This is a genomic window from Halomicrococcus gelatinilyticus (genome assembly GCA_024227995.1).
Taxonomy (GTDB): domain Archaea; phylum Halobacteriota; class Halobacteria; order Halobacteriales; family Haladaptataceae; genus Halomicrococcus; species Halomicrococcus gelatinilyticus.
Genome location: CP100465.1, coordinates 2278487 through 2297849, shown reverse-complemented (window position 1 = coordinate 2297849; position 19363 = coordinate 2278487). Strand labels below are relative to the sequence as shown.

Genomic DNA, 19363 nt, shown 5'->3' with positions numbered 1-19363 from the left:
GGCGGTCGGGATGGACAGACGAGAGAGGCGGTGGCGCGTAGAGAGACCGAGGTCAGTGCACGCGCGAGAGGAACTGCTTCGCGCGATCCGTCTCGGGGTTGTCGAAGAAGTCGGCGGGAGACTTGCTCTCGACGACGCGCCCGTCAGACATCAGCACGATCCGGTCGCCGACCTCGCGGGCGAAGCCCATCTCGTGGGTCACGACCATCATCGTCATGCCCTCGTCGGCGAGCGTCCGCATCACCGAGAGGACCTCGCCGACGAGTTCGGGGTCGAGCGCGCTGGTCACCTCGTCGAACAGCATCACGCTGGGGTCCATCGCCAGCGCCCGGGCGATTGCGACGCGCTGCTGCTGTCCCCCCGAGAGCTGGTTCGGGTACGACATCGCCTCGTCGGCGAGGCCGACGCGTTCGAGCAGGTCGAGGCCGGCCTCTTCGGCCTCCTCGCGCGGCACGCCGCGCACCTTCATCGGCGCGAGGATGACGTTCTCCAGCGCCGTCTTGTGCGGGAAGAGGTTGAAGCTCTGGAACACCATCCCGATGCGCTGGCGGAGGCGGTTCACGTCCACGTCCGGGTCGGTGATGGCCGTCCCCTCGATGCGGATCTCGCCGCTCTGTATCTCCTCCAGGCGGTTCGTACACCGGAGCAGTGTCGACTTCCCGCTGCCGCTCGGGCCGACGATGACCACGACCTCGCGCTCCTCGATGGCGAGGTCGACGTCCTTCAGGACGTGCGTGTCGCCGAAGTACTTGTCCACCCCGTCGAACTCGACTTCGGGGGTTCCATCGAAGTCGCTACTCATCCGTCCCACCCCATTCGGAGCGACGTTCGAAGTAGCGCACGGTCTTGCCGAGCGGGAGCGTGATGGCGAGGTAGGCGACGGCCACGAGCACGATGGGCGTCCACGCGTCGAACTCGGTGCTGTTGACGTTCCGGAACACGCTGATGATCTCCGGCACCGCGATGACCGTCAGCAGCGAGGTGTCCTTCACGAGGATGACCTGGTCGTTGCCCAGCGCCGCGAGCGCGTTCCGGGCGGCCTGCGGCATGACGACCTCCCGCATCGCGTCGATGTACGACATGCCGAGCGACCGGGCGGCCTCCATCTGTCCGTCGGGGACGGAGTTGATACCGCCCTTGATCGCCTCCCCCGAGTACGCCGCGTGATTGAGCGTCAGGCCGATGATGGCGGCTGGGACGTTCCAGTTGCCGATGGGGAACTGGCCCGGCGGCCAGAAGGCCGGGATGCCCAGGTAGATGATGAACAGCTGGAAGAGCAGCGGCGTCCCCCGGAAGAACTCGACGTACCCCGTCGCTATCGAGCGGGTGAACCTGGTCCGGGAGACGCGACCGAGCCCCACGAAGACACCGGCGACGAGCGAGAGCACGCTCGATATCAGGAATATCTGGAGAACCAGCAGGTACGCGTCCAGGAACCGTGGGATAACCCCGACGAGCAGGTCGTAGTCGACGAAGTCACTCAGGATACGATACAGCAGGTACGCCACTGCCGTGGTGAACACCCCGGCCACCACGATGCCGAACCACTTGACCCGCCTGTCGGTGAGGAGTCCGTCCTCAGTCCGACGTTCGGCCGTCGTCTCTTCGGAATATGTTCCTGCCATTGCTACTCAATGTGTATCACGGTGTTACCAAAGACCAAAAATCACTCGTTCGGGGGTTAGTTACCGCCGGAGCCGAAGTACTCGTTGTAGATCTCGTCGTACCGGCCGCTATCCTTGATGGCAGCCAGGGCATCGTTGACCTGCTTGCGGAAGTCGTCGTCGTCCTGGCGGAACGCGATGCCGTACTCCTCGACGGTGAGCGTGAGGTACGGCGGTGCGTTCTTCCCCTGCTCCGCGGCCTCGCCTTCGCCCTCGAGGAAGCCGACCGCGTCGTTCTCCTCGACGTACTGCGCGTTGACCGTGTTGTCGTTGATGACCGCGGCCGCCTGGTTGTTCAACAGCGCGTTGAACGCGCCCGTGATCTGGTCGTAGCTGTCGATGGTGAGGTCGCCGCCGAACTCCTCCTTCAGGTCCTCTGCGGCCGACTGTCCGGTCGTCCCCTTCTGGACCGCGACGGTCGTGCCCTTCAGGTCGTCGAGCGTCGAGATGTCGTCCCCCTTCAGCACGGCGACCGTCTGGTAGGCGGTGAAGTACGGGTCCGAGAAGTCGACCTTCTCCGCCCGCTTGTCGTTGATGGTCATCGCGGACATGATGATGCGGAAGTTGCCGTTGTTCAGGCTCGGTATGATCGTGTCGAACCCCGTCTGCTTGAACTCGTACTCGAGGTCGAGTTGCTCCTTGAACAGCGCCTCCGCGATATCGACGTCGAATCCCTTGAGCTCGCCACTCTCAGTCTTGTACTCGAACGGCTTGTACGGGATGTCCGAACCGATGACGATCTTCTCTGTGGACCCCGAGTCCCCGGTCGTGGTACCCTCGGTCGTCGTGTCCTGGTCCGACCCACCGTCGGACCCGCCGAGACAGCCAGCCAGCGTCAAGCCGGTAGCGGCACCTGCGCTACCCTTGACAAAAGTGCGCCGTTTCATGTATGTGGTGTGGCGTGGTTTAACGTGGGTGTGTTTATCTGTTTTGATTCACCCAATACTTCTGTCTTCAACCGACGGTCTTCGAGGGTGACGCCGACGAGAAACGGTCCGACGGTCGCGGGTCCGGACCAGACCGATCAGGTGGTCGTGCCGGTACCGGTGGTCGTGGTTCCCTCGGTTCCCGTCGCGGTCCCGCTCGCCCGCTCGATGATTGACGCCGGCGGCTCGCCGGAGAAGTACTCGGAGTACAGTTCCTCGTACGTACCGCTCCTGACGACCGCGTTGAGCGCCTCGTTGACCTGCTGGCGGAACTGGTCGTCGTCCTGGCGGAACGCGATGCCGTACTCCTCGACGGTGAGCGTGAGATAGTCCGGCGCGCTCTCGCTCTGCTGGGCGGCTTCGCCTTCACCCTGGAGCAGGACGATGTTCTCGTTGTCCTCGGAGTACTGGACGTTGACCGAGTTGTCGTTGATGACCGCGGCCGCCTGGTTGTTCAACAGCGCGTTGAACGCACCGGGAATCTGGTCGTAGCTGTCGATGGTGAGGTCGCCGCCGAACTCCTCTTTCAACTCTTCTGCGGCCGTCTCGCCGGTCGTCCCCTTCTGGACCGCGACGGTCGTGCCCTGCAGGTCGTCGACCGACTGGACGTCGCCTCCCTGGAGCACCGCGACGGTCTGGTAGGCGACGAAGTACGGGTCCGAGAAGTCCACCTTCTGGGCGCGCTCCTCGTTGATGGTCATCGCGGACATGATGATGCGGAAGTTGCCGTTGTTCAGACTCGGGATGATGGTGTCGAACCCCGTCTGGACGAACTCGTAGTCGCGGTTCATCTGGTTCTCGAAGACGGCGCCCGCGAGTTCGACGTCGAAGCCGATGAGTTCGCCCGACTCCGTCCGGTACTCGAACGGCTTGTACGGGATGTCCGAGCCGATCCGGACGACGCCGCCGTCCTGTGCGGCGGCGCGTCCGACCACGGTCAGTCCCGCGACGGTTCCTGCACTCCCCCTGAGAAACTGCCGTCTGTGCATTGTGATATCCCCCGGAACTACATGGTCGATAGTGCTATATAACCTTACTATCGGTTGTCCGGAGGCGGACGCTAAAACTTTCTCCGACGGCGGAGAACCGCGTCAGTCGTCGGAGGGGTAGCCGCTTCCCGCCTCGGCCGTCGCGCCGGTCTTACGGCGCGGTTCCTCGTAGGCCCACAGCGTCGTCGCCAGCAGCGCGCCGAAGATTATCAGCGCCGCGCCGTGGTGGGCGACCTGGACCCAGGCCCCGTAGAACAGGACGGTGCCGCCGCCGAGCAGAATCTGGACCGGCAGGACGAGCAGCGCCAGCGTCGCGGCCGCGCGGATGCGAGTGCTGTCGTAGTACCGCCAGGCGCCCCACGTCGACCCGAGGATGAAGAAGCCGGTTATCATCGCCACGAGACGGTGGAACCACTCGATGAACCCGGGCACCGTCTCCCACATCAGCCCACCGTTACAGAACGGCCAGTCGGCACCGCACGACAGGCCGGCGCCGGCCGAAGCCGTGTAGACGCCGAGCAGGATGAGCGCGAACGTCAGCGCCGTCGTCCCGGCGAACAGACGGCGGAGTCGCGCCCCCATCAGGCCGTCACCTCGATTGTGTCGGTGCGTTTCATGCTCCTGTTCGCGACGATTGGTGGCGGTCACACTTAGGTCTGTCCGACCGTGATTCACCGGGCAGCGGACGGATGGCGGCGGTGGGATGTGTGGCGTCGGGATGGGGGAGACCGGCGGGAGCGACGGGGCGGGAGCGGGAAGTCGCCGACGCACGCGCGGACGGAGTCGTCGGGCAGGCAACTTGACGGGCAGGGCCGACTGGCAGGCGGGCAAGGCTGACAGGCAGGGCCCGCGGTCGCGCGGAGAATCCCGCGTTCACCCAATCGTGCTGTCACGTCGCGACGGGCGGCGGACCACAGGACGGGCGGACGGCCGGCCCCGGTACCGTCGGCGGGTCTGGTCGACGAACCGACGGGGTTCGCGCCGTCGCCGTGCGTCGCCGCCGCGGCGACCTCTCGGGACCGAAAGATTAAGTCGCGGGTGCGAGAACTGTCCAAGGAATCGAATGTCGAGTGACGAGGCGTGGGCACTGGGGCTGGACCTTCCGGACTCGGTCGAGGAATGGCTCGACGAGCGTGCGGAGGACGCGGGGACGACGCGGGAGGCCGTGGTCCGCGAACTGCTCGCGGCCCACCGCTCGATAGACGGCGAGGAGGCGGACCCCGTAGAGGCGGACCGCCCGGCGGCGGCCGTCGAGGACCTCCGCGAGGAGTTCACGGAGAAGCTAGAGGACGTCCGCGAGCGCGTCATCCAGGTGAAGCGCGAGGCCGACGAGAAGGCCCCCGCGGGCCACGACCACGCCGACCTCCGCGAGGACCTCGCGGAACTCGACGCCGCGGTCGAGGAGATGGAGGAGTTGCGCGAGCAAGTCGAGGCGAACCGCCGGCACGTGGACTCGGGGTTCGAGAACTACGAGGAGGTGCTCTCGTACCTGACCGAGACGACCGACGAGCTGGAGGAGAAGCTCGACGTGCTCGCGGCGGCGATGGTGGACGTCCGCGACCGCACCCGGCAACTGGCGGCGGCGGCCGAGGAGCGGGCGGCCGTCGCCGACCTCGCGCGCACCGCGAACCGCAACGGCGTCAAGAGCGCGGTCTGTGAGAGCTGCGACCTGAGCGTCACCATCTCGCTGCTCCGGGAGCCGGAGTGTCCGCACTGCGGCGCGGCGGTCCGCGACATCGATCCGAAGCAGGGCTTCTTCGGCTCGAACACCCTGGTCGTCGGCGACCCGCCCGCGCTCGAGGGCGAGACGCTCGACGACGTCGACTTCGACGAACTGTTCGACGAGGTGAGCGAGGAGTGAGACGGACCGTGGGGGCGTGACGGACGTGAACGACGACGAACCGACGACTGACGGCGACGGAACGACGCCCAGTGGGGAACCGGCGGCCGACGAGGAGCCGGCGACCGGCGACGAACCGATGGCCGACCTCGTCAGCGAGATAGAGGAGCGGCGTGACCGGGCGGACGCGTCGGTCGACGACGCGTTCACCGCGGTCGACGTCGGGGAGGTCGACCGGGACGAGCTGTGGGCGGACCTGCGGGGCGACGACGGGACGGACCGCGTCAGCGTCAGGGCGGCCGAGGATGACGCAGACCGCGACGTCCACACCGTCGACAAGGCGACGTGTCACGGCTGTCCCCACCTCGACGACCCACCGGAGCTCCGCTGCACGCACGAGGGAACGGAGATACTGGCGGTCGAGGACACGGAACACTTCCGGGTGGCCGACTGCCCGGTCGTCGCCGAGGAGACGGACCTCGGGTTCGACGCCGACGAGTGAACGCGCGAGAACGGGGTCCGGCCGCTACTCCCCGACCAGTCGCACCGCTTCCAGGCGCACGCCGACGTCGTCGACGACGACGGTCGTCCGACCGAACTCGTAGGTCGTCCCGCCGACGGTGAACTGGAGTCCGCTGACGGTGGTCGTCGACCGCTCGACGGTGATGGTCTGGTCGGTGAGCGTCAGGTTCGGGAGTCCGGTCCCGCGGATGGTCGTGTTCGAGACGGTTACGGTCGCGTCGCTGATGGTGATCCGCTGGCTGCCGACCTGCTCGGTGGTGTCGCCACCGCCGCCCGCGAAGGCGGTGGCGACGCCCACGCCGACGAGCAGCCCACAGACCAGTACGGTCGCCACCAGCCGTGATAGCCGTCGCATCGTGTTCCGGCGTTCGACGGTCTCCGGAAAAAGGCCGGGTGTCGGTTCAGGCGCGTTCGCGCCGTCTGACCGCGGTTACCGGGACACAGACCACCCCTGAGCCGCAACGGTCATCCGGCGACCGCGTTACGCCGTCCCTGACGTCGCCCGGCCCTGACGTCGCCCCAGTTCGTACCGCCCGGGCGCGACCGGAGAGCGGAGGGGCCGTCACGCCCCGAGCAGCGGCGTGTCCTCGAACGACCCGTCGCGGGCCGTCACGCCGACCACGTCGACCGCCGTGACCGCGACGTCCACGCCGAGGCGGTCGGCGAGACTCGGGTCGGTGCGTTCGCCCGTGGCGACGGCCGGGACGTCCGTGCCCGCGTCGACGGCGAACTCCAGCGTCGCGGTGCCGTCCCCGAACTCGCCGGTGACGTCGCGGAGCGTCCGGGTTCGCTCCTCCGCCGTCGCCTCGCTCCGCTGGCGGACGCGCTCGCCGTCCAGGGTGGCCACCGCGTCGTCGAACGCCGCCGCGTCGACGCCGTCGTCGAACGACAGTTCGAGGCGGAACCGCTGTCGGAGCCGCGTCTCCTTGACGCGGTCGACCATCTCCCGCTCGGCGATGGCGAGCGCCTCGACCTCGACGCGGCCCCCGGCGCGCTCGGCGACGGCGTCGGCCAGCGCCGACAGGTCCGGCGTCCGCCGGCGCGGCGCCTTCACCTCGACGACGAACGGCCGGCCGGACCCCAGCACCAGCGCGGCGGCCTCCTCGCGCCCCGCGCCGTGGAACACCGCCTCCCGTCCCCGCATCGCCTCGCGGACCGGCGGACAGACCAGTTCCTCGACGCTGGTCTCCGCGAGGCGACCCGTCCCGCCGCACTGCTCGCAGGGCCGGGCCTCACCCTCGCGCCAGACCGACCCCCGGCCACCGCAGGCGCTGCAGGTGGCGTCGGTCTGGGCCACGTCGCGCTCCAGTTTCCGGTAGCGCCCGTAGACGAACGCCGGGTTCCGCTCGACGTCGACCGTCGACCGCTCGAAGTCGACCAGGACGGTCACGTCCGGGCGTTCGAAGTCGACGGTCGCGTCGGTGCGGTCGCCGAGGCGCTTGCCCACCTCGCGGTTGCACTCCGACCGGAACGACTCGCCGGCGTCTGCCGGGAGGTCCGCCTGCTCGCGCGCGCTCCGTTCGCGGTCGGCGAGGTCCGGCGGCGGGCGCGTCCCGACCAGGTACGTCGCGAACTCCGTGTCCGCGAGCGCGTTCGCAGCGCGCTCGGCCCACGCGTCGTACTCCGACGCGTGGCCCGCACAGACCCGGCACGTCTCGTCGGGCGGTGCGAACGACTCGTCGTCGTCGAGCGCGACGGCGACCCGGAGCGCGCGCCCCCGTTCGCGGTTCGTCAGCCCGTGGCTCCGCTCTGCGAACGGCCGGCCGAGACAGGGGTCACAGAGGGGCCCGGTGGCCAGCAGCGCCCGGGCGTCGTCGAGGACGGTCATCGTCGCTCACCGCATCCCCACATGACGGCCGGGTACGACGGACAGCGGCAAGTCGCTTGTCGCCGAGGGTCCGGCGGACGCGAACGGGCGCGTCGGTGGCGAGAGAGGCGGAGCAGCGCCGGTAACGCCGGGCGAAACCTACATGCCCGCGCCGCTGGAACGGTTCGCACGATGATCGGCAAACTCGACCCGGAAGCGCTCGGGCTCATCCTCTCACGGACCGGCGCGTCGGACGACGACGTGCTGGTCGGTCCGCGGTACGGCGAGGACGCCGCGGCGATACAGGTCGGCGACGAGACGCTGGTCGTCAGTTCGGACCCGCTCTCGCTGGCGCGCGAGCGACTGGGCTCGCTCGCAGTCGACGTGGCCTGCAACGACGTGGCGGCCAGCGGCGCCGACCCGCGCTGGCTGACGAACGTCGTCTTCCTCCCCGACGACGACCCCGAGACGCTGGACGTCGTCACGGGACAGATCGACGCGGCCGCCGAGTCGCTGGGCGTCTCCATCGTCGGCGGACACGCCGAGTACGCGCCCGACCTCGAGCGGCCGACCGTCTCGATGACGTGCATGGGGCTCGCCGACGAGTTCGTGCCGACCGGCGGCGCGCGACCGGGCGACCGCCTCGTGCTGACGAAGGGCGCGGGGGTCGAGGGGACCGCCATCCTCGCGACCGACTTCAGCGAGCGCGTCGAGTCGGCGGGCGCGGAGACCATCGAGCGCGCGGAGCGCTTCTTCGACGAGATCAGCGTCGCCCACGAGGCCCGGGTACTCCGGGAGTACGCCACCGGGATGCACGACCCGACGGAGGGCGGCGTCCTCACGGGGCTGCTGGAGATGGCAACGGCGGCGGGCGTCCGCCTCGACGTCGACCGCTCGGCGGTGCCGGTCCGCGAGCCGACGCGCGCGCTCTGCGACGCCGCCGCCGTCGACCCGCTTCACATCTTCGGGTCCGGGGCGCTGCTGGCGGCGGTCCCGGAGGAACACGTCGACGTGGCGCTGGCCGACCTCGACGACGCGAACGTCGACGCGGCCGTCATCGGCACCGCGGTCGAGGCCGACCGTCCGGCCGTCGCGCTCGACGACGAACTGATCGAGGAGGCGCCACGCGACGACCTCTACGCGCTGTGGGAGTAGAAGGGGACGGCAGGAGAACGGAGAACCGCGGGTCAGTCCATCGACCAGGTGCCGCGCTCGCGGGCGAACGAGCCGGCCTCCTGCAGGAGCTCGGACTGGTTGGCGACGACGTCCGCGGTCGTGAGGATGCCGACGAGTTCGAAGTTCTCGGCGACGGGGAGCTTCTTGACGCGCTCCTCGCGCATCTTCTCGGCGGCGGTCCGGACGGTCGTCGTCGGGTCGACGGTGACGAGCGGGCTGCTCATCGCCTTCGCGACGGCGATGTCGGCGAACGGTCGTTCAGCGCGGTAACCGGCCATCAGCACGTCGGTCTCGGTCACGATGCCGGTCGGGCCGTCGTCCTCGACGACGGCGCTCCCGACGCGCTCGCGGAGCATCCGCTCGACGGCCTCGTGGAGGTTCGCGTCGACGTCGACGGTCACGACGTCGGTGGACATGGCCTCCTCTACCAGCATGGTCACTCCGTCTCCGTCTCCAGTTCCTCCTCGGGTGGCTCCATCTCGGCGTCCATCTCCTCGATGACCTCGTCGGCGCTCTTGATGTTCTTGGGGTCCTCGCCCTCCTTGATGGCCTGGGCCTCCTTCTCCATGGCCTCGACGTCCATCTCGGCCTCCTCGTCGATCTGGCCGAGGATCTCCTCGATGTTGTCCAGGCCGAGGAGTTCTCGGGTTTCCTCGTCGAACTCCAGGCTCTCGAGCTGTTCGCCGTCTTCGGCCACGTCGCTACCGGTGAGGTGCTTGCCGTAGCGGCCGAGCATCGACGACAGCTCCTGGGGCAGGACGAACGTCGTCGACTCGCCCTGGCCGATGTGTTCGAGCGTCTCCATGCCCTTCTCGATGACGGCGCGCTCGCCCATCGACTCGGCGGACTTCGCGCGGAGGACGGTCGAGACGGCGTCACCCTGCGCTTCGAGGATCTGACTCTGCTTCTCACCCTGCGCGCGGATGATGTTGGACTGCTTGTCACCCTCGGCCTTCTCGATGGCGCTGCGGCGTTCACCCTGCGCCTCCAGGATCATGGCGCGGCGCTTGCGCTCCGCGGACGTCTGCTGTTCCATCGCCTGCTGGACGTCCTTGCTCGGGTTGACCTCGCGCACCTCGACGCTCTCGACGCGGATGCCCCACTCGTCGGTGGGTTCGTCGAGTTCGCGCCGGATCTTGGCGTTGATCTCCTGGCGCTTGTTGAGCGTGTCGTCGAGTTCCATGTCGCCGAGCACGGCGCGCAGCGTCGTCTGGGCGAGGTTCGAGACGGCGCGCTTGTAGTCCTCGACCTCGAGGAACGCCTTCTTCGCGTCCATCACCTTGATGTAGACGACTGCGTCGGCGGTGACCGGCGAGTTGTCGCGGGTGATGGCCTCCTGGCGTGGCACGTCGAGCGTCTGGGTCCGCATGTCGAAGCGGTGGGTCGCGCTCACGAACGGCGGGACGAAGTTGATGCCCGGTTCGAGCAGCTTCCGGTACTCGCCGAACACCGTCAGCGCCCGCTTCTCGGTCGCGTCGACGATCTCGACGGACTGCCAGATGGTGACGATAGCGAGAACCAGGAACAGCAACGCGATTATCGTGAACGTCCCCGTTCCAGGGACTGACTGTAGGGGTACTGGGGGCAGCATACATGAGTCTTGGAATGAAGACTTGTTAAGTATTCTGCCGTTCACGAGTCCGATACCGCTGGAAAATTCCGCGACGAAGGCAGACGCGCCGGAATACCGGAGCGTTGCAGATTCGAGAGAAGCGACGGGTCCGACGGAGCCTCACACCCTGGCCAGGGTCCGTCCGGGTGACCGGTGGCGGGGATGGCGACCTGCCACGTCCTCGGGCGTGACCGTCCGCGGCGTCCTCACGCCCCCTCGGTCTCGGGTTCGCGGTCGCGCGTTTCGCGGTCGCGCTCCTGCGCGAGTTCGCGGTCGATGCGGTCCTCGACGTGTTCGAGCGGTTCGACGGTGACGACGTTGCCGCCGCCCGGGTCGATGACCATCACCTGCGTGCCCTCCGGTATCTCGCCGTCCATCGACCGCGCGGCGTAGTAGGGGCTGAAACCGCCCTCGTCGAGTTTCACCTCTCCTTCGGAGGTCGTGACGCGCTCGGTCACCCGGCCCATCGCCCCCTTCAGCGAGTCCGAGTCGCTGGTCCGGCCGGTCCCCTTCCCTCCGTAGAGGTCGAGTTCGCGGTAGCCGTACAGCGCGACCCCGCCGATGGCGAGCACCAGCGCAGCCAGCACGAACGGCGTCGCCAGCGGTGGGAACAACAGCGCGACGAGGCCGGCGACCAGCAGCGCGACGCCGAGGACGATGAAGTGGGCGCCGGGGATGATCGCCTCCGCGAGCGCGAGGCCGGCTCCGGCGATGACGAGCAGGAGCGGGAGCGAGTCGAGCGGCGATGCCATGGGTAGACGTTAGCGTCGTGAGGGTTAAGGGTTTGTGGAGTGAGAACCGGCGACGGGGCGGCGGTCGGAACCGCAGCGAAAATCTCGTGAACGAAGGATGCGGTAAGAAGCATTTAACTCGGCGGACTCGCTAGTGGGGGACAGTGACCAGTACCCAGAAACGCCCGTGGCTCGCCGCCGTGTTCGCGTTCGTCTACCCCGGCCTGGGCCACGTCTACCTGCGAAAGTGGCTTCGAGCGCTCCTCTGGTTCGGGCTGACCATCGCGACCGCGTTCGTGTTCATCCCCGAGTCGACGTTCCAGGCGGTCGAACCGGGGAACCTGCAGGCCGCCGCCGAGGCGACGCGGAACCTCGGGCTGGACGCCGTCCTCCCCATCCTCGCGGTCCAGGCGATAAACATCATCGACGCCTACTGGACCGCCATCAGGGGCAACCGGACCGTGAGCGTCGGCCCCGACGTGCCCGTGGGGTCGAACGGCGCTAGCTGTCCGCACTGCGGCAAGGAACTGGAGGAGGACCTGGACTTCTGTCACTGGTGTACGACGCAGCTGGACGACGACGCCGCGAAGTGAGCGGCTACTTCTCGATGATGCTCTCCTCGACCGTCTCGCCGAAGTGGCGCGCCCCGCCCTCGAGGTAGACCTGCAGTTCGTCGCCCGACTCGAGGTCGGTCACGGCGGTCCGGCCGTCGCGGGTGGGGACCTTGATGGTCTCGGCGTTCTGCAGCAGCGTCTCGATGCGGTCGCCGTCCCCCGTCTCGACCTCGACCCGGAACATCGGCCGCTTCTCTATCTTCACCCGACCGACGACCGCCTCGCGGGTGTTGCCGTCGGTGTCGACGACCTGCACCTCGTCGCCGCTCGACAGCTCCGAGAGGTACTTCGTGCCGCCGTCGGGCGTCCGGACGTAGGCGTGGACCGCGCCCGCGTTCACCCGGAACGGGCGGGAGGCGACGTAGGGCGACTCGGCCGTCTCGGCGTGGACGAAGAAGAGACCGCGGGACATCGACCCGACGAGCATCCCCTCGTCGTCGTCCATCAGGTTCCCGGTGTCGACGCAGACGCGGTCGGCGCTGCCCGTGCGCTCGACGGTTCGCACCTCCGCCCACTCCAGGTCGAGGGTCTCGCGTTCGGCGTCGTCGCGGACCGACACCGTGGCGCGGATCTCGTCGGGGTCGTCGGTGTCCAGCAGGACGGCGTCGGCCCCGATCTCCAGCGTCTCGAAGGCGGTGCGGGCCTCCTCCGCGCTGGTGACGCCGGCGACGAGTTCCGTCTCCTCGCCGATGCGTGCGATGAGGTTCTCCAGCGGGATGATGGTCCAGTCCTCGCCGACGACGACGGTGTACGTCGCGTCGTCGGCCGCCGACTCGGCGAACGCCTCGTACTCCTCGTCGTGGATGCGGACGTACGCGCCGTCTGCCCCGTCGCGCCGGAGCGTCGAGAGGTCCGCGGACCCGGAGAAGTCCGAGGGAAGGTCGACCGTGCCGTCGCCCTCGCCGCCCTTGCCGACGAACAGCGTGTCGGGGTCGGCGGCGTCGTCGCTGCCCTCCGCGTCCATCACGTGGACGTCGCCGTCCTCGCGGAACGCGGCGACGTTGACGTCGCCCAGTTCTCGGACGCGGGCCACGTCGGCCTCGTCCACGAGTACCCAGTCGACGCCCGCCTCCAGACCAGCGGTGATTCGCTGGCGGCGAGCGTCCCAGTCGCCGACCTGGTCGTCGGCCTTCAGCCACACGGAACGTGTCATACTCTCACCGTGGAATCGGGGTGGCTTCAACGTGGCGGATACCGCAACGAGTGAGGCGAGCGCCGACCGCGCCGGCGCGTCGGCCTACCAGTCCTTGCAGTCGGCGCACACGAGGTCGTCGCCGTCCCGCCAGCGCGCGGTGACCGTCGCCGCACAGCGGTCGCAGGCCGCGCCGTCGGGCACCCACGCGTACGTCGCCTGCGCGGGGTCGACGCCGTCGAGTTCGGGCGCCGCGTCGGGGTCGTCCGCCGCGTCGTCCGTCGCTGCTTCGCGCTCGTCGTCCCCGTCGCTGTCGGTGGCGGCGTAGTCGGAGAGCGACGCGTCTCGTGACACGCGCGCTCCTACGGATGCCCCCGTCGTAAGCGTGACGGAGCACACAAGTACCAGGACTACACACGTCGACACATGGCAGGACTCGTGCAGAACGTCATCGACATGGTGAACCTGTTCGCCGACGTGGCGACGACCAGTCCGGTTTCGGCCGTACTGCTGCTGTTCGGTGCGGCGTTCGTGGGCGTCTCGGTGCTCGTCTTCGGCTACCTCGCGATCGGCGGCATCGGCGCGGCCATCATCCCCGAGCGGCCCGGTCGAGGGCCCCAGCAGCGAGGCTGACGGCCTCGGCCCTGTCGGGACCGAGCGGCGACCCGACGACGAAGCTGTCGACGTACTCCAGCACCGCTTCCATCCTGTCGGCGACGGTTTCGGGCGTCCCGACGATGCAGAAGGCGTCGACCATCGACGGCGTCACCGCCTCGAACGCCGCCGCGAAGTCGCCGGCCTCGATCTTCTCGCCGACCAGCCGTGCGCGCTCGCGGTCGATTCCGTGCCTGTCGAGCACCGGCTCCGGCGCGCCGCCGGCGATGAACGCGACGGGCGGCCGGGCCGCCTCGCGGGCGGCGTCGCCGTCCTCGTCGACGCTGACGCTGGCGAACGCCGCCGCGTCGAAGTCGCCGCGGTCGTCGGGGCGCTCGGCGAGTCCCTCCTCGATGCGCTCCGCGGCCCACGCGAAGTCGCGCGGGTGGGCGGCGTTGACGAGCACGCCGTCGGCGTGCTTCGCGCTCATCCGGAGCATGTGCGGGCCCTGCGCGCCGACGTACACCGGCACGTCGCCGGGTTCGTAGTTCAGCCCGGCGTCGCGCGCCGCGAACGTGCCGTCGTGGGTGACGCGCTCGCCGTCGAACAGCCGCTGGGCGACCTTCATCGTCTCCAGCACGCGCCGGAGCGGCCGGTCGCGCTCGACGCCGAGGTTCGTGAGCGTCGAGCGGTCGCCCGCCCCGAGACCGAAGACGGCACGGCCGTCGCTCGCCTCGTCGAGGGTCGCCACGCGCGAGGCGAGCGCCACCGGATGCGTCTCGTAGGGGTTGGCGACGCCCGGCCCCACCCGTATCCCGTCCGTGGCGGCCGCGATGCGCGACAGGACCACGAACGGGTCGCGGTTGTTGTAGTGGCTGCTGGCGAAGGCGGCGTCGAACCCGGCCTCCTCCGCGCGCTCGCCGAGGGCGACCATCTCCTCGACCGGCGCCTCGGGCGTGAGTTCAATCCCGCGCATACTCCCACTCCCGGAGCGCCTGGCGGACGAAGTCGCCGTCGACGGCGCGGTACAGTTCGTCGCTGCCCTCGTGGTTGCCGAACTCCCAGTCGCGGACGACGGCCACCGGGAGGCCGTCGTCGCCCTCGCCGGTGACGAGGTTCGCCGTGGCCGCGAGTTCGTCGACGACCGACTCGACCGTGACCTCGAGTTCGTGGCCGTCGCGGTCGCGCTCGCCGCGCCAGTCGCGGCTGGCCGGCATCCCCGCCCAGCCGATGGCGACGCCGCGCTGGCCGTGCCGGAACGGTCGCCCGCTGGTGTCGGTCACGACCACGGGGACGTCGACCGAGAGGCCGTCGCGGATGCGCGCCGCGCTCTCGCGCGGGCGCTCCGGCAGCAACAGCAGGTCGGCGTCGCCGGTGTTCGAGCGGTCGATGCCGGCGTTGACGCCGACGTGTCCGAACCGGGTCGCCGTCAGCAGGAACGGCGCTTCCATCACGAGTTCGGTGCTCTCCTCCAGGACCGCCTGGGCGAACCGGGGGTCCTTCTCCTCGCCGGCGACGTCGGCGAGGCGGTCGGCGATCTCCTCGGCGCGCGGACTCGGCGGGAAGTCGTCGAGGTCGGCCGTCCGGCCCTCCGCCTTCGAGACGACGGTGCTCGCCACCACGAGCACGTCGCCCGGTTCCAGGTCGACGCGCCGTTCGACCAGCGCCGCGAGGTCGTCGCCGGGTCGGACCTCCGGCAGGCCCTCCACCGCGAAAACGTTCATACCCCTCGTTGGGACGGCCCGGTAAAAACCCGCCCGGAACGTGCAAGCGTGGCGGGTATTCTCGGCATCGTTCATTACGACCGTACCATTTCACAGCGTTTTCACGCCCCAAGCCGCCGCCTCGGTTGGGCACTGGACAACCGCCGGTGTCGAGGTCCGGACCAGGCATCACCCTGGCGGATTGAAAGGGCGAGGCCGTGTCGACGTCTCCGCGAGTGTAGCGAGCGGATGGCTCGGACGACGAGCACCGCGAGTCGTCCGGCGAACCCCGACGACGCAAGCACCGCAGTCGCCGACGGCGGCGAGGAGCGCAGCGAGCGTCCCGTGAGCGGAGCGAACGGGACCTCGGACGACGAGCAGTGCGAGTCTTCCGGTGCGCGGGAGTCGAGACGGCCGAGGGCTTTCTGGCGGTTCAACGAAACCGCTCACGTTACCGACTCTTTCCAGCACACGGGTACGACACTTCCCCACACGTTCAAGGCGACGAACGCGGTCAGTTCCGGTATGGACGAGACGCACGTCGTCACCTGCTTCCTGCGCAACCGCGGCGAGGTGCTGTTGCTCCGGCGAAGCGACGAGGTCGGGTCGTACCCCGGCCAGTGGGGCGGCGTCGCCGGTCACGCCGAGGGCGACCCGGACGCCGCCGCGCGCGAGGAGGTCGAGGAGGAGACGGGGCTGCTCGACGCCTGCACGCTCGCCCGCGAGGGCGTCACCTTCGAGTTCGAGGACGCGGACCTCGACACCCGCTGGGTCGTCCACCCCTACTGCTTCGACTGCGACGGCCGCGCGGTCGAGACCGACTGGGAGACCGCCGAGGCGGAGTGGGTGACGCCGACCGAGATACTGCGGCGCGACACCGTCCCGCAGCTCTGGACGTCGTACTCGCGGGTCGCGCCGTCGGTGTCGAGCGTCGCCGACGACGACGAGCACGGGTCGGCGTACATCTCCGTCCGCGCGCTGGAGGTCCTCCGGGACCGGGCGGGGAGCTTCGCGGTCCGCGACGGCGGAGGGTGGAACGAACTCGCCGCCCTCGCGGGCGCGCTACTCGACGCCCGGCCGAGCATGGCGGCGCTGGGCAACCGCGTGAACCGCGCGATGGCGGCGGCGAGCGACGAGCGCACCCCCGAAGCGGTCGAGGCGGCGGCGACCGAGAGCGTCGAGCGCGCGCTGGCGGCCGACGAGGAGGCGGCCGCCGAAGCACGAAAGCGCGTCGACGGCGAGGCGGTGCTGACGCTCTCGCGGTCGGGGACCGTGCTCGACGCGCTCGACGCCGCCCGGGAGGTCTTCGTCGCGGAGTCGCGGCCGGCGCGCGAGGGCGTCGGCGTCGCGGCGACGCTCGCGGAGGATGGAGAGCGAGAGGAACGAACGGTGACGCTGCACACCGACGCCGCCGTCGCGCACGTGCTGGCGACGCGGGACGTCGACCGCGTGGTCGTCGGCGCGGACACGATACTGCCGGACGGCGACGTGGTGAACAAGACCGGCACGCGCGCCGCCGCGTTCGCGGCCGACCGGGAGGGCGTCCCCGTCGACGTCGTGGCGGCGAACGACAAGGTGGCGACCGACGAGGAGGCGGCGCTGGAGGACGGTGACCCCGCCGCGGTGTACGACGGCGACGCCGACCTCGACGTGCTGAACCCGACCTTCGACGTGACGCCCGCGGACTGCGTCGCGGGCTACGTCACCGAGCGCGGGGTGCTCGACGCCGACGACGTCCGCGCGGTCGCCGAGGAGCACCGCGACCGGGCGACGTGGCGGGGCTGACGGCGGCGGCCCCGGGGCCTTACTTCGTGACGCGGTGGTCGGCGACTGCCTCGTATATCTCTCGGGCTTTCGCCTCTCCGTGAGCGAGCGGCGGCGTGAGTATCGACGTCTGGTATCGCAGTTTCGAGTCACCGCGACCGTCGACGACGTCGTTCGAGAGCACGGCGATCAGCATTCCGCCGTCGACCTGATACTCGACGGACCCGTCGACCCGCTTCGAGCGGATACCGTCGACCTCGGCGGCGATGATCCGGTGCGCGTCCGTCGTGTCGATGGAGAGATGGACGGTCTCGAAGCTCCGCGAACTCATCGTACGAAGACGTGTCACGCGACGACTTAACCGTTCATGCAGAGAGGGTCGTTGCGTTCGTCCGGAGACGGACGCCGGCGTTTCGATTCAACGACAGGGGCACGTCGGTATCGTCTTCTACTGGCGGGGCGACCCTGTGGACGCATGACGTTTATCACGCCGCAACGCCCTGTATTCACTCATGACGGTTTACGAGACGGACGTCCCTGGGGTGGGACACAAGTTCGAACTCGAACTCGACGGGGAGTCCCGGCTGGTCGTGATCCTCCACCACGACGGGAAGCGGGAGGTCTATCTCCGCCCCGAGGAGAACGCGGACAGTCGGAAGCTGTTCGAGCTTCCGGGCAAGCGCGCACGACAACTGGGGTCGATCCTCGAAGGGGCGTACTTCCAGCCCGTCGAGATGGACGACATCCAGGTCCCGATGGGGGAATCCATCATCGAGTGGAACGACGTTCCCGGCGGGTCGTCGCTGGTCGGGCAATCGCTCCAGGCGGCGGAGATCCGCGAACGGACTGGCGTCTCCGTGATCGCGATCCAGCGCGGTGACGAGACCATCGGCAATCCGCAACCGGACACCGTCGTCCAGGCCGACGACATCCTCGTCACGCTCGGGACGCGCGACGAACAGCAGTCGTTCTCCGAACTCACCGAGCAAACGGACGACAGCGGCGGCTGAGAATGGCGAAGACGCTGCTGCTCGAGGCCGGGATCGCGCTCACGGGTATCGCCATCGCCGGCGCGATCGCCGACCGGGTCGGCCTCTCCGTCATCCCCGCGTACATCCTCGTCGGAATCCTCATCGGCCCGAACGAACCTTCGTCGGTCGGCGGCGTCTCGCTCACGCTCGTGGAGAACCGCGAGTTCATCGACGTCCTCGCCGAACTCGGCATCGTCTTCCTCCTGTTCTTCCTGGGGCTGGAGTTCAGCATCTCGCAACTCCTGTCCGATCGGACGCGGATCGTGAAGGCCGGGACGATCGACTTCCTCGTCAACTTCGGGCTCGGGACTGCCCTCGGGTTCGCGTTCGGATTCTCGATAGTCGAGACGCTGTTCGTCGCCGGAATCGTGTACATCTCCTCCAGCGCCGTCATCACCAAGTCGCTGACGGAGAACGGCTGGATCGCGAACCCGGAGAGCGGTCCGATACTGGGAACGCTGGTGTTCGAGGACGTCCTCATCGCCGTCTATCTCGCGCTCCTGTCGGCGGTCGTCCTCGGAGGCGGGTCCGTGGTCGAAGCAATGACGTCCGTCGGCGTCGCGTTGGGCTTCCTCGGCGGCCTGGCAGTCGTCGCCTGGTACGGCGCGGAGACGGTGGAACGGGCGTTCGACGTCTCGTCCGACGAGCTGTTCCTGCTTCGAATCCTCGGGGTGACGACGCTCGTCGCCGGCGCAGCCCTGGCCATCGGCCTGAGCGAGGCCGTCGCGGCGTTCTTCATCGGCACCGCCTTCAGCAACACCGACCACACCGACCGCATCGAGGACGTCGTCGCCCCGACGCGGGACTTCTTCGCCGCGGTGTTCTTCTTCGCCATCGGGCTGACGACCGACGTGACGGTGCTCGACGACGTCGTCCTCCTGCTCGCCAGCGCCGTCGTCCTCACGACGGTCGGGAAGGCCGCGAGCGGGACCCTCTCCGGTCGGACGTACGGACTCGACGCGAGACGGTCGCTCCGCGTCGGCCTCGGACTGGTCCCGCGAGGGGAGTTCTCGCTCGTCATCGCGGCGCTGGCCTCCGGTGCGGGGACTGAGACGCTGCGGTCGGTGATACCGGCGTTCGCCGTCGGCTACGTGCTGATCATGAGCGTCCTCGGAACGGTCCTCATCCAGCACGCCGACGGCATCAACGCGATGCTGATCAGCGGTCCGGGTGGGCCCCCCCGGGAGTGAGGGCGACCTCGCGTCGACACCGTTCGCCAGAGGGGACCGACACTGCGTGACGCTTTTCACGGCGAGCG

23 protein-coding genes are annotated in these 19363 nt (G+C 69.0%); 8 read left to right on the top strand and 15 right to left on the bottom strand.

The features are described 5' to 3' along the window. Window positions 1-52: 52 nt before the first annotated feature. The 5 genes from NKT36_RS12100 to NKT36_RS12080 all read right to left on the bottom strand — a co-directional run bounded on the left by NKT36_RS12100 (window position 53) and on the right by NKT36_RS12080 (window position 4161). Window positions 53-802 carry an amino acid ABC transporter ATP-binding protein gene (locus NKT36_RS12100; protein WP_327051307.1) on the bottom strand — a complete coding sequence of 250 codons (750 nt, stop codon included), beginning with the start codon at window positions 800-802 and terminating at the stop codon, window positions 53-55. Continuing rightward, on the bottom strand, window positions 795-1625 hold the full coding sequence (locus NKT36_RS12095; RefSeq protein WP_327051306.1) for an amino acid ABC transporter permease: 831 nt from the start codon (window positions 1623-1625) through the stop codon (window positions 795-797). The genes NKT36_RS12100 and NKT36_RS12095 overlap by 8 nt, the downstream gene beginning before the upstream one ends. A 56-nt stretch (window positions 1626-1681) precedes the next feature. Then, window positions 1682-2551: a transporter substrate-binding domain-containing protein gene (locus NKT36_RS12090; RefSeq protein ID WP_407652176.1), complete on the bottom strand. Its 870-nt coding sequence runs from the start codon at window positions 2549-2551 to the stop codon at window positions 1682-1684. Window positions 2552-2688: 137 nt separating this feature from the next. Continuing rightward, window positions 2689-3579 (bottom strand): transporter substrate-binding domain-containing protein, encoded by an 891-nt coding sequence (locus NKT36_RS12085; RefSeq protein ID WP_327051304.1) that lies wholly within the window; start codon window positions 3577-3579, stop codon window positions 2689-2691. A gap of 102 nt (window positions 3580-3681) precedes the next feature. After that, window positions 3682-4161 (bottom strand): COX15/CtaA family protein, encoded by a 480-nt coding sequence (locus NKT36_RS12080; protein ID WP_327051303.1) that lies wholly within the window; start codon window positions 4159-4161, stop codon window positions 3682-3684. A gap of 481 nt (window positions 4162-4642) precedes the next feature. On the opposite strand from NKT36_RS12080, the gene NKT36_RS12075 reads away from it, so the two are divergent. Both NKT36_RS12075 and NKT36_RS12070 read left to right on the top strand, forming a co-directional pair. Beyond that, window positions 4643-5440, top strand: coding sequence for a hypothetical protein (locus NKT36_RS12075; protein WP_327051302.1), 798 nt, complete (start codon window positions 4643-4645; stop codon window positions 5438-5440). Window positions 5441-5456: 16 nt separating this feature from the next. Further along, window positions 5457-5921, top strand: a complete 465-nt coding sequence (locus NKT36_RS12070) for a hypothetical protein (RefSeq protein ID WP_327051301.1) — start codon at window positions 5457-5459, stop codon at window positions 5919-5921. 24 nt (window positions 5922-5945) lie between these two features. On the opposite strand, the gene NKT36_RS12065 is transcribed toward NKT36_RS12070, so the two are convergent. Both NKT36_RS12065 and NKT36_RS12060 read right to left on the bottom strand, forming a co-directional pair. Further along, a complete protein-coding gene (locus tag NKT36_RS12065; protein WP_327051300.1) occupies window positions 5946-6296 on the bottom strand; it encodes a hypothetical protein in 351 nt (116 codons plus the stop codon). 207 nt (window positions 6297-6503) lie between these two features. Further along, entirely contained in the window at window positions 6504-7769 is a 1266-nt protein-coding gene (locus tag NKT36_RS12060; protein WP_327051299.1) for a tRNA pseudouridine(54/55) synthase Pus10, read from the bottom strand. A 171-nt stretch (window positions 7770-7940) separates the two neighbouring features. Between NKT36_RS12060 and NKT36_RS12055 the strand changes: the two genes are divergently transcribed. Further along, a complete protein-coding gene (locus tag NKT36_RS12055) occupies window positions 7941-8903 on the top strand; it encodes an AIR synthase family protein (RefSeq protein ID WP_327051298.1) in 963 nt (320 codons plus the stop codon). 32 nt (window positions 8904-8935) lie between these two features. Here the strand turns inward: NKT36_RS12055 and NKT36_RS12050 are convergent, their stop codons facing one another. From NKT36_RS12050 to NKT36_RS12040, 3 genes are all read right to left on the bottom strand, one after another. Then, window positions 8936-9358, bottom strand: a complete 423-nt coding sequence (locus tag NKT36_RS12050) for a CBS domain-containing protein (protein WP_327051297.1) — start codon at window positions 9356-9358, stop codon at window positions 8936-8938. A 2-nt stretch (window positions 9359-9360) separates the two neighbouring features. Further along, on the bottom strand, window positions 9361-10515 hold the full coding sequence (locus NKT36_RS12045; RefSeq protein WP_327051296.1) for an SPFH domain-containing protein: 1155 nt from the start codon (window positions 10513-10515) through the stop codon (window positions 9361-9363). 227 nt (window positions 10516-10742) lie between these two features. Beyond that, window positions 10743-11288, bottom strand: coding sequence for an NfeD family protein (locus tag NKT36_RS12040; RefSeq protein WP_327051295.1), 546 nt, complete (start codon window positions 11286-11288; stop codon window positions 10743-10745). A 143-nt stretch (window positions 11289-11431) separates the two neighbouring features. Between NKT36_RS12040 and NKT36_RS12035 the strand changes: the two genes are divergently transcribed. Further along, window positions 11432-11860, top strand: a complete 429-nt coding sequence (locus tag NKT36_RS12035; RefSeq protein WP_327051294.1) for a zinc ribbon domain-containing protein — start codon at window positions 11432-11434, stop codon at window positions 11858-11860. A gap of 4 nt (window positions 11861-11864) precedes the next feature. On the opposite strand, the gene NKT36_RS12030 is transcribed toward NKT36_RS12035, so the two are convergent. After that, window positions 11865-13034 carry a 3-dehydroquinate synthase II gene (locus NKT36_RS12030; RefSeq protein WP_327051293.1) on the bottom strand — a complete coding sequence of 390 codons (1170 nt, stop codon included), beginning with the start codon at window positions 13032-13034 and terminating at the stop codon, window positions 11865-11867. A gap of 84 nt (window positions 13035-13118) precedes the next feature. Then, window positions 13119-13367: a DUF7573 domain-containing protein gene (locus NKT36_RS12025; protein WP_327051292.1), complete on the bottom strand. Its 249-nt coding sequence runs from the start codon at window positions 13365-13367 to the stop codon at window positions 13119-13121. A gap of 72 nt (window positions 13368-13439) precedes the next feature. On the opposite strand from NKT36_RS12025, the gene NKT36_RS12020 reads away from it, so the two are divergent. Further along, on the top strand, window positions 13440-13646 hold the full coding sequence (locus NKT36_RS12020; protein ID WP_327051291.1) for a hypothetical protein: 207 nt from the start codon (window positions 13440-13442) through the stop codon (window positions 13644-13646). On the opposite strand, the gene NKT36_RS12015 is transcribed toward NKT36_RS12020, so the two are convergent. Together NKT36_RS12015 and NKT36_RS12010 are read right to left on the bottom strand one after the other, a co-directional pair. Further along, window positions 13603-14583, bottom strand: a complete 981-nt coding sequence (locus NKT36_RS12015) for a 5,10-methylenetetrahydromethanopterin reductase (RefSeq protein ID WP_327051290.1) — start codon at window positions 14581-14583, stop codon at window positions 13603-13605. The genes NKT36_RS12020 and NKT36_RS12015 overlap by 44 nt on opposite strands. After that, the gene (locus NKT36_RS12010; protein WP_327051289.1) at window positions 14570-15331 is read right to left on the bottom strand and encodes a coenzyme F420-0:L-glutamate ligase; all 762 of its coding nucleotides are present in this window, start codon (window positions 15329-15331) and stop codon (window positions 14570-14572) included. Before NKT36_RS12010 ends, NKT36_RS12015 begins: the two co-directional genes overlap by 14 nt. Window positions 15332-15835: 504 nt before the next feature. Between NKT36_RS12010 and NKT36_RS12005 the strand changes: the two genes are divergently transcribed. Beyond that, entirely contained in the window at window positions 15836-17095 is a 1260-nt protein-coding gene (locus tag NKT36_RS12005; protein WP_327051288.1) for an NUDIX domain-containing protein, read from the top strand. A gap of 19 nt (window positions 17096-17114) precedes the next feature. On the opposite strand, the gene NKT36_RS12000 is transcribed toward NKT36_RS12005, so the two are convergent. Next, window positions 17115-17405, bottom strand: a complete 291-nt coding sequence (locus tag NKT36_RS12000; RefSeq protein ID WP_327051287.1) for a hypothetical protein — start codon at window positions 17403-17405, stop codon at window positions 17115-17117. A gap of 181 nt (window positions 17406-17586) precedes the next feature. On the opposite strand from NKT36_RS12000, the gene NKT36_RS11995 reads away from it, so the two are divergent. Both NKT36_RS11995 and NKT36_RS11990 read left to right on the top strand, forming a co-directional pair. Further along, entirely contained in the window at window positions 17587-18084 is a 498-nt protein-coding gene (locus tag NKT36_RS11995; RefSeq protein WP_327051286.1) for a cation:proton antiporter regulatory subunit, read from the top strand. Window positions 18085-18086: 2 nt separating this feature from the next. Then, window positions 18087-19295, top strand: coding sequence for a cation:proton antiporter (locus tag NKT36_RS11990; RefSeq protein ID WP_327051285.1), 1209 nt, complete (start codon window positions 18087-18089; stop codon window positions 19293-19295). Window positions 19296-19363: the final 68 nt, after the last annotated feature.

What these genes read in the sequence shown, in the direction of transcription:
- NKT36_RS12100 (WP_327051307.1), bottom strand. Translation starts at nt 802, where the DNA reads ATGAGTAGCGACTTCGATGGAACCCCCGAAGTCGAGTTCGACGGGGTG.
- NKT36_RS12095 (WP_327051306.1), bottom strand. Translation starts at nt 1,625, where the DNA reads ATGGCAGGAACATATTCCGAAGAGACGACGGCCGAACGTCGGACTGAG.
- NKT36_RS12090 (WP_407652176.1), bottom strand. Translation starts at nt 2,551, where the DNA reads ATGAAACGGCGCACTTTTGTCAAGGGTAGCGCAGGTGCCGCTACCGGC.
- NKT36_RS12085 (WP_327051304.1), bottom strand. Translation starts at nt 3,579, where the DNA reads ATGCACAGACGGCAGTTTCTCAGGGGGAGTGCAGGAACCGTCGCGGGA.
- NKT36_RS12080 (WP_327051303.1), bottom strand. Translation starts at nt 4,161, where the DNA reads ATGGGGGCGCGACTCCGCCGTCTGTTCGCCGGGACGACGGCGCTGACG.
- NKT36_RS12075 (WP_327051302.1), top strand. Translation starts at nt 4,643, where the DNA reads ATGTCGAGTGACGAGGCGTGGGCACTGGGGCTGGACCTTCCGGACTCG.
- NKT36_RS12065 (WP_327051300.1), bottom strand. Translation starts at nt 6,296, where the DNA reads ATGCGACGGCTATCACGGCTGGTGGCGACCGTACTGGTCTGTGGGCTG.
- NKT36_RS12060 (WP_327051299.1), bottom strand. Translation starts at nt 7,769, where the DNA reads ATGACCGTCCTCGACGACGCCCGGGCGCTGCTGGCCACCGGGCCCCTC.
- NKT36_RS12055 (WP_327051298.1), top strand. Translation starts at nt 7,941, where the DNA reads ATGATCGGCAAACTCGACCCGGAAGCGCTCGGGCTCATCCTCTCACGG.
- NKT36_RS12050 (WP_327051297.1), bottom strand. Translation starts at nt 9,358, where the DNA reads ATGCTGGTAGAGGAGGCCATGTCCACCGACGTCGTGACCGTCGACGTC.
- NKT36_RS12045 (WP_327051296.1), bottom strand. Translation starts at nt 10,515, where the DNA reads ATGCTGCCCCCAGTACCCCTACAGTCAGTCCCTGGAACGGGGACGTTC.
- NKT36_RS12040 (WP_327051295.1), bottom strand. Translation starts at nt 11,288, where the DNA reads ATGGCATCGCCGCTCGACTCGCTCCCGCTCCTGCTCGTCATCGCCGGA.
- NKT36_RS12030 (WP_327051293.1), bottom strand. Translation starts at nt 13,034, where the DNA reads ATGACACGTTCCGTGTGGCTGAAGGCCGACGACCAGGTCGGCGACTGG.
- NKT36_RS12020 (WP_327051291.1), top strand. Translation starts at nt 13,440, where the DNA reads ATGGCAGGACTCGTGCAGAACGTCATCGACATGGTGAACCTGTTCGCC.
- NKT36_RS12015 (WP_327051290.1), bottom strand. Translation starts at nt 14,583, where the DNA reads ATGCGCGGGATTGAACTCACGCCCGAGGCGCCGGTCGAGGAGATGGTC.
- NKT36_RS12010 (WP_327051289.1), bottom strand. Translation starts at nt 15,331, where the DNA reads ATGAACGTTTTCGCGGTGGAGGGCCTGCCGGAGGTCCGACCCGGCGAC.
- NKT36_RS12005 (WP_327051288.1), top strand. Translation starts at nt 15,836, where the DNA reads ATGGACGAGACGCACGTCGTCACCTGCTTCCTGCGCAACCGCGGCGAG.
- NKT36_RS12000 (WP_327051287.1), bottom strand. Translation starts at nt 17,405, where the DNA reads ATGAGTTCGCGGAGCTTCGAGACCGTCCATCTCTCCATCGACACGACG.
- NKT36_RS11995 (WP_327051286.1), top strand. Translation starts at nt 17,587, where the DNA reads ATGACGGTTTACGAGACGGACGTCCCTGGGGTGGGACACAAGTTCGAA.
- NKT36_RS11990 (WP_327051285.1), top strand. Translation starts at nt 18,087, where the DNA reads ATGGCGAAGACGCTGCTGCTCGAGGCCGGGATCGCGCTCACGGGTATC.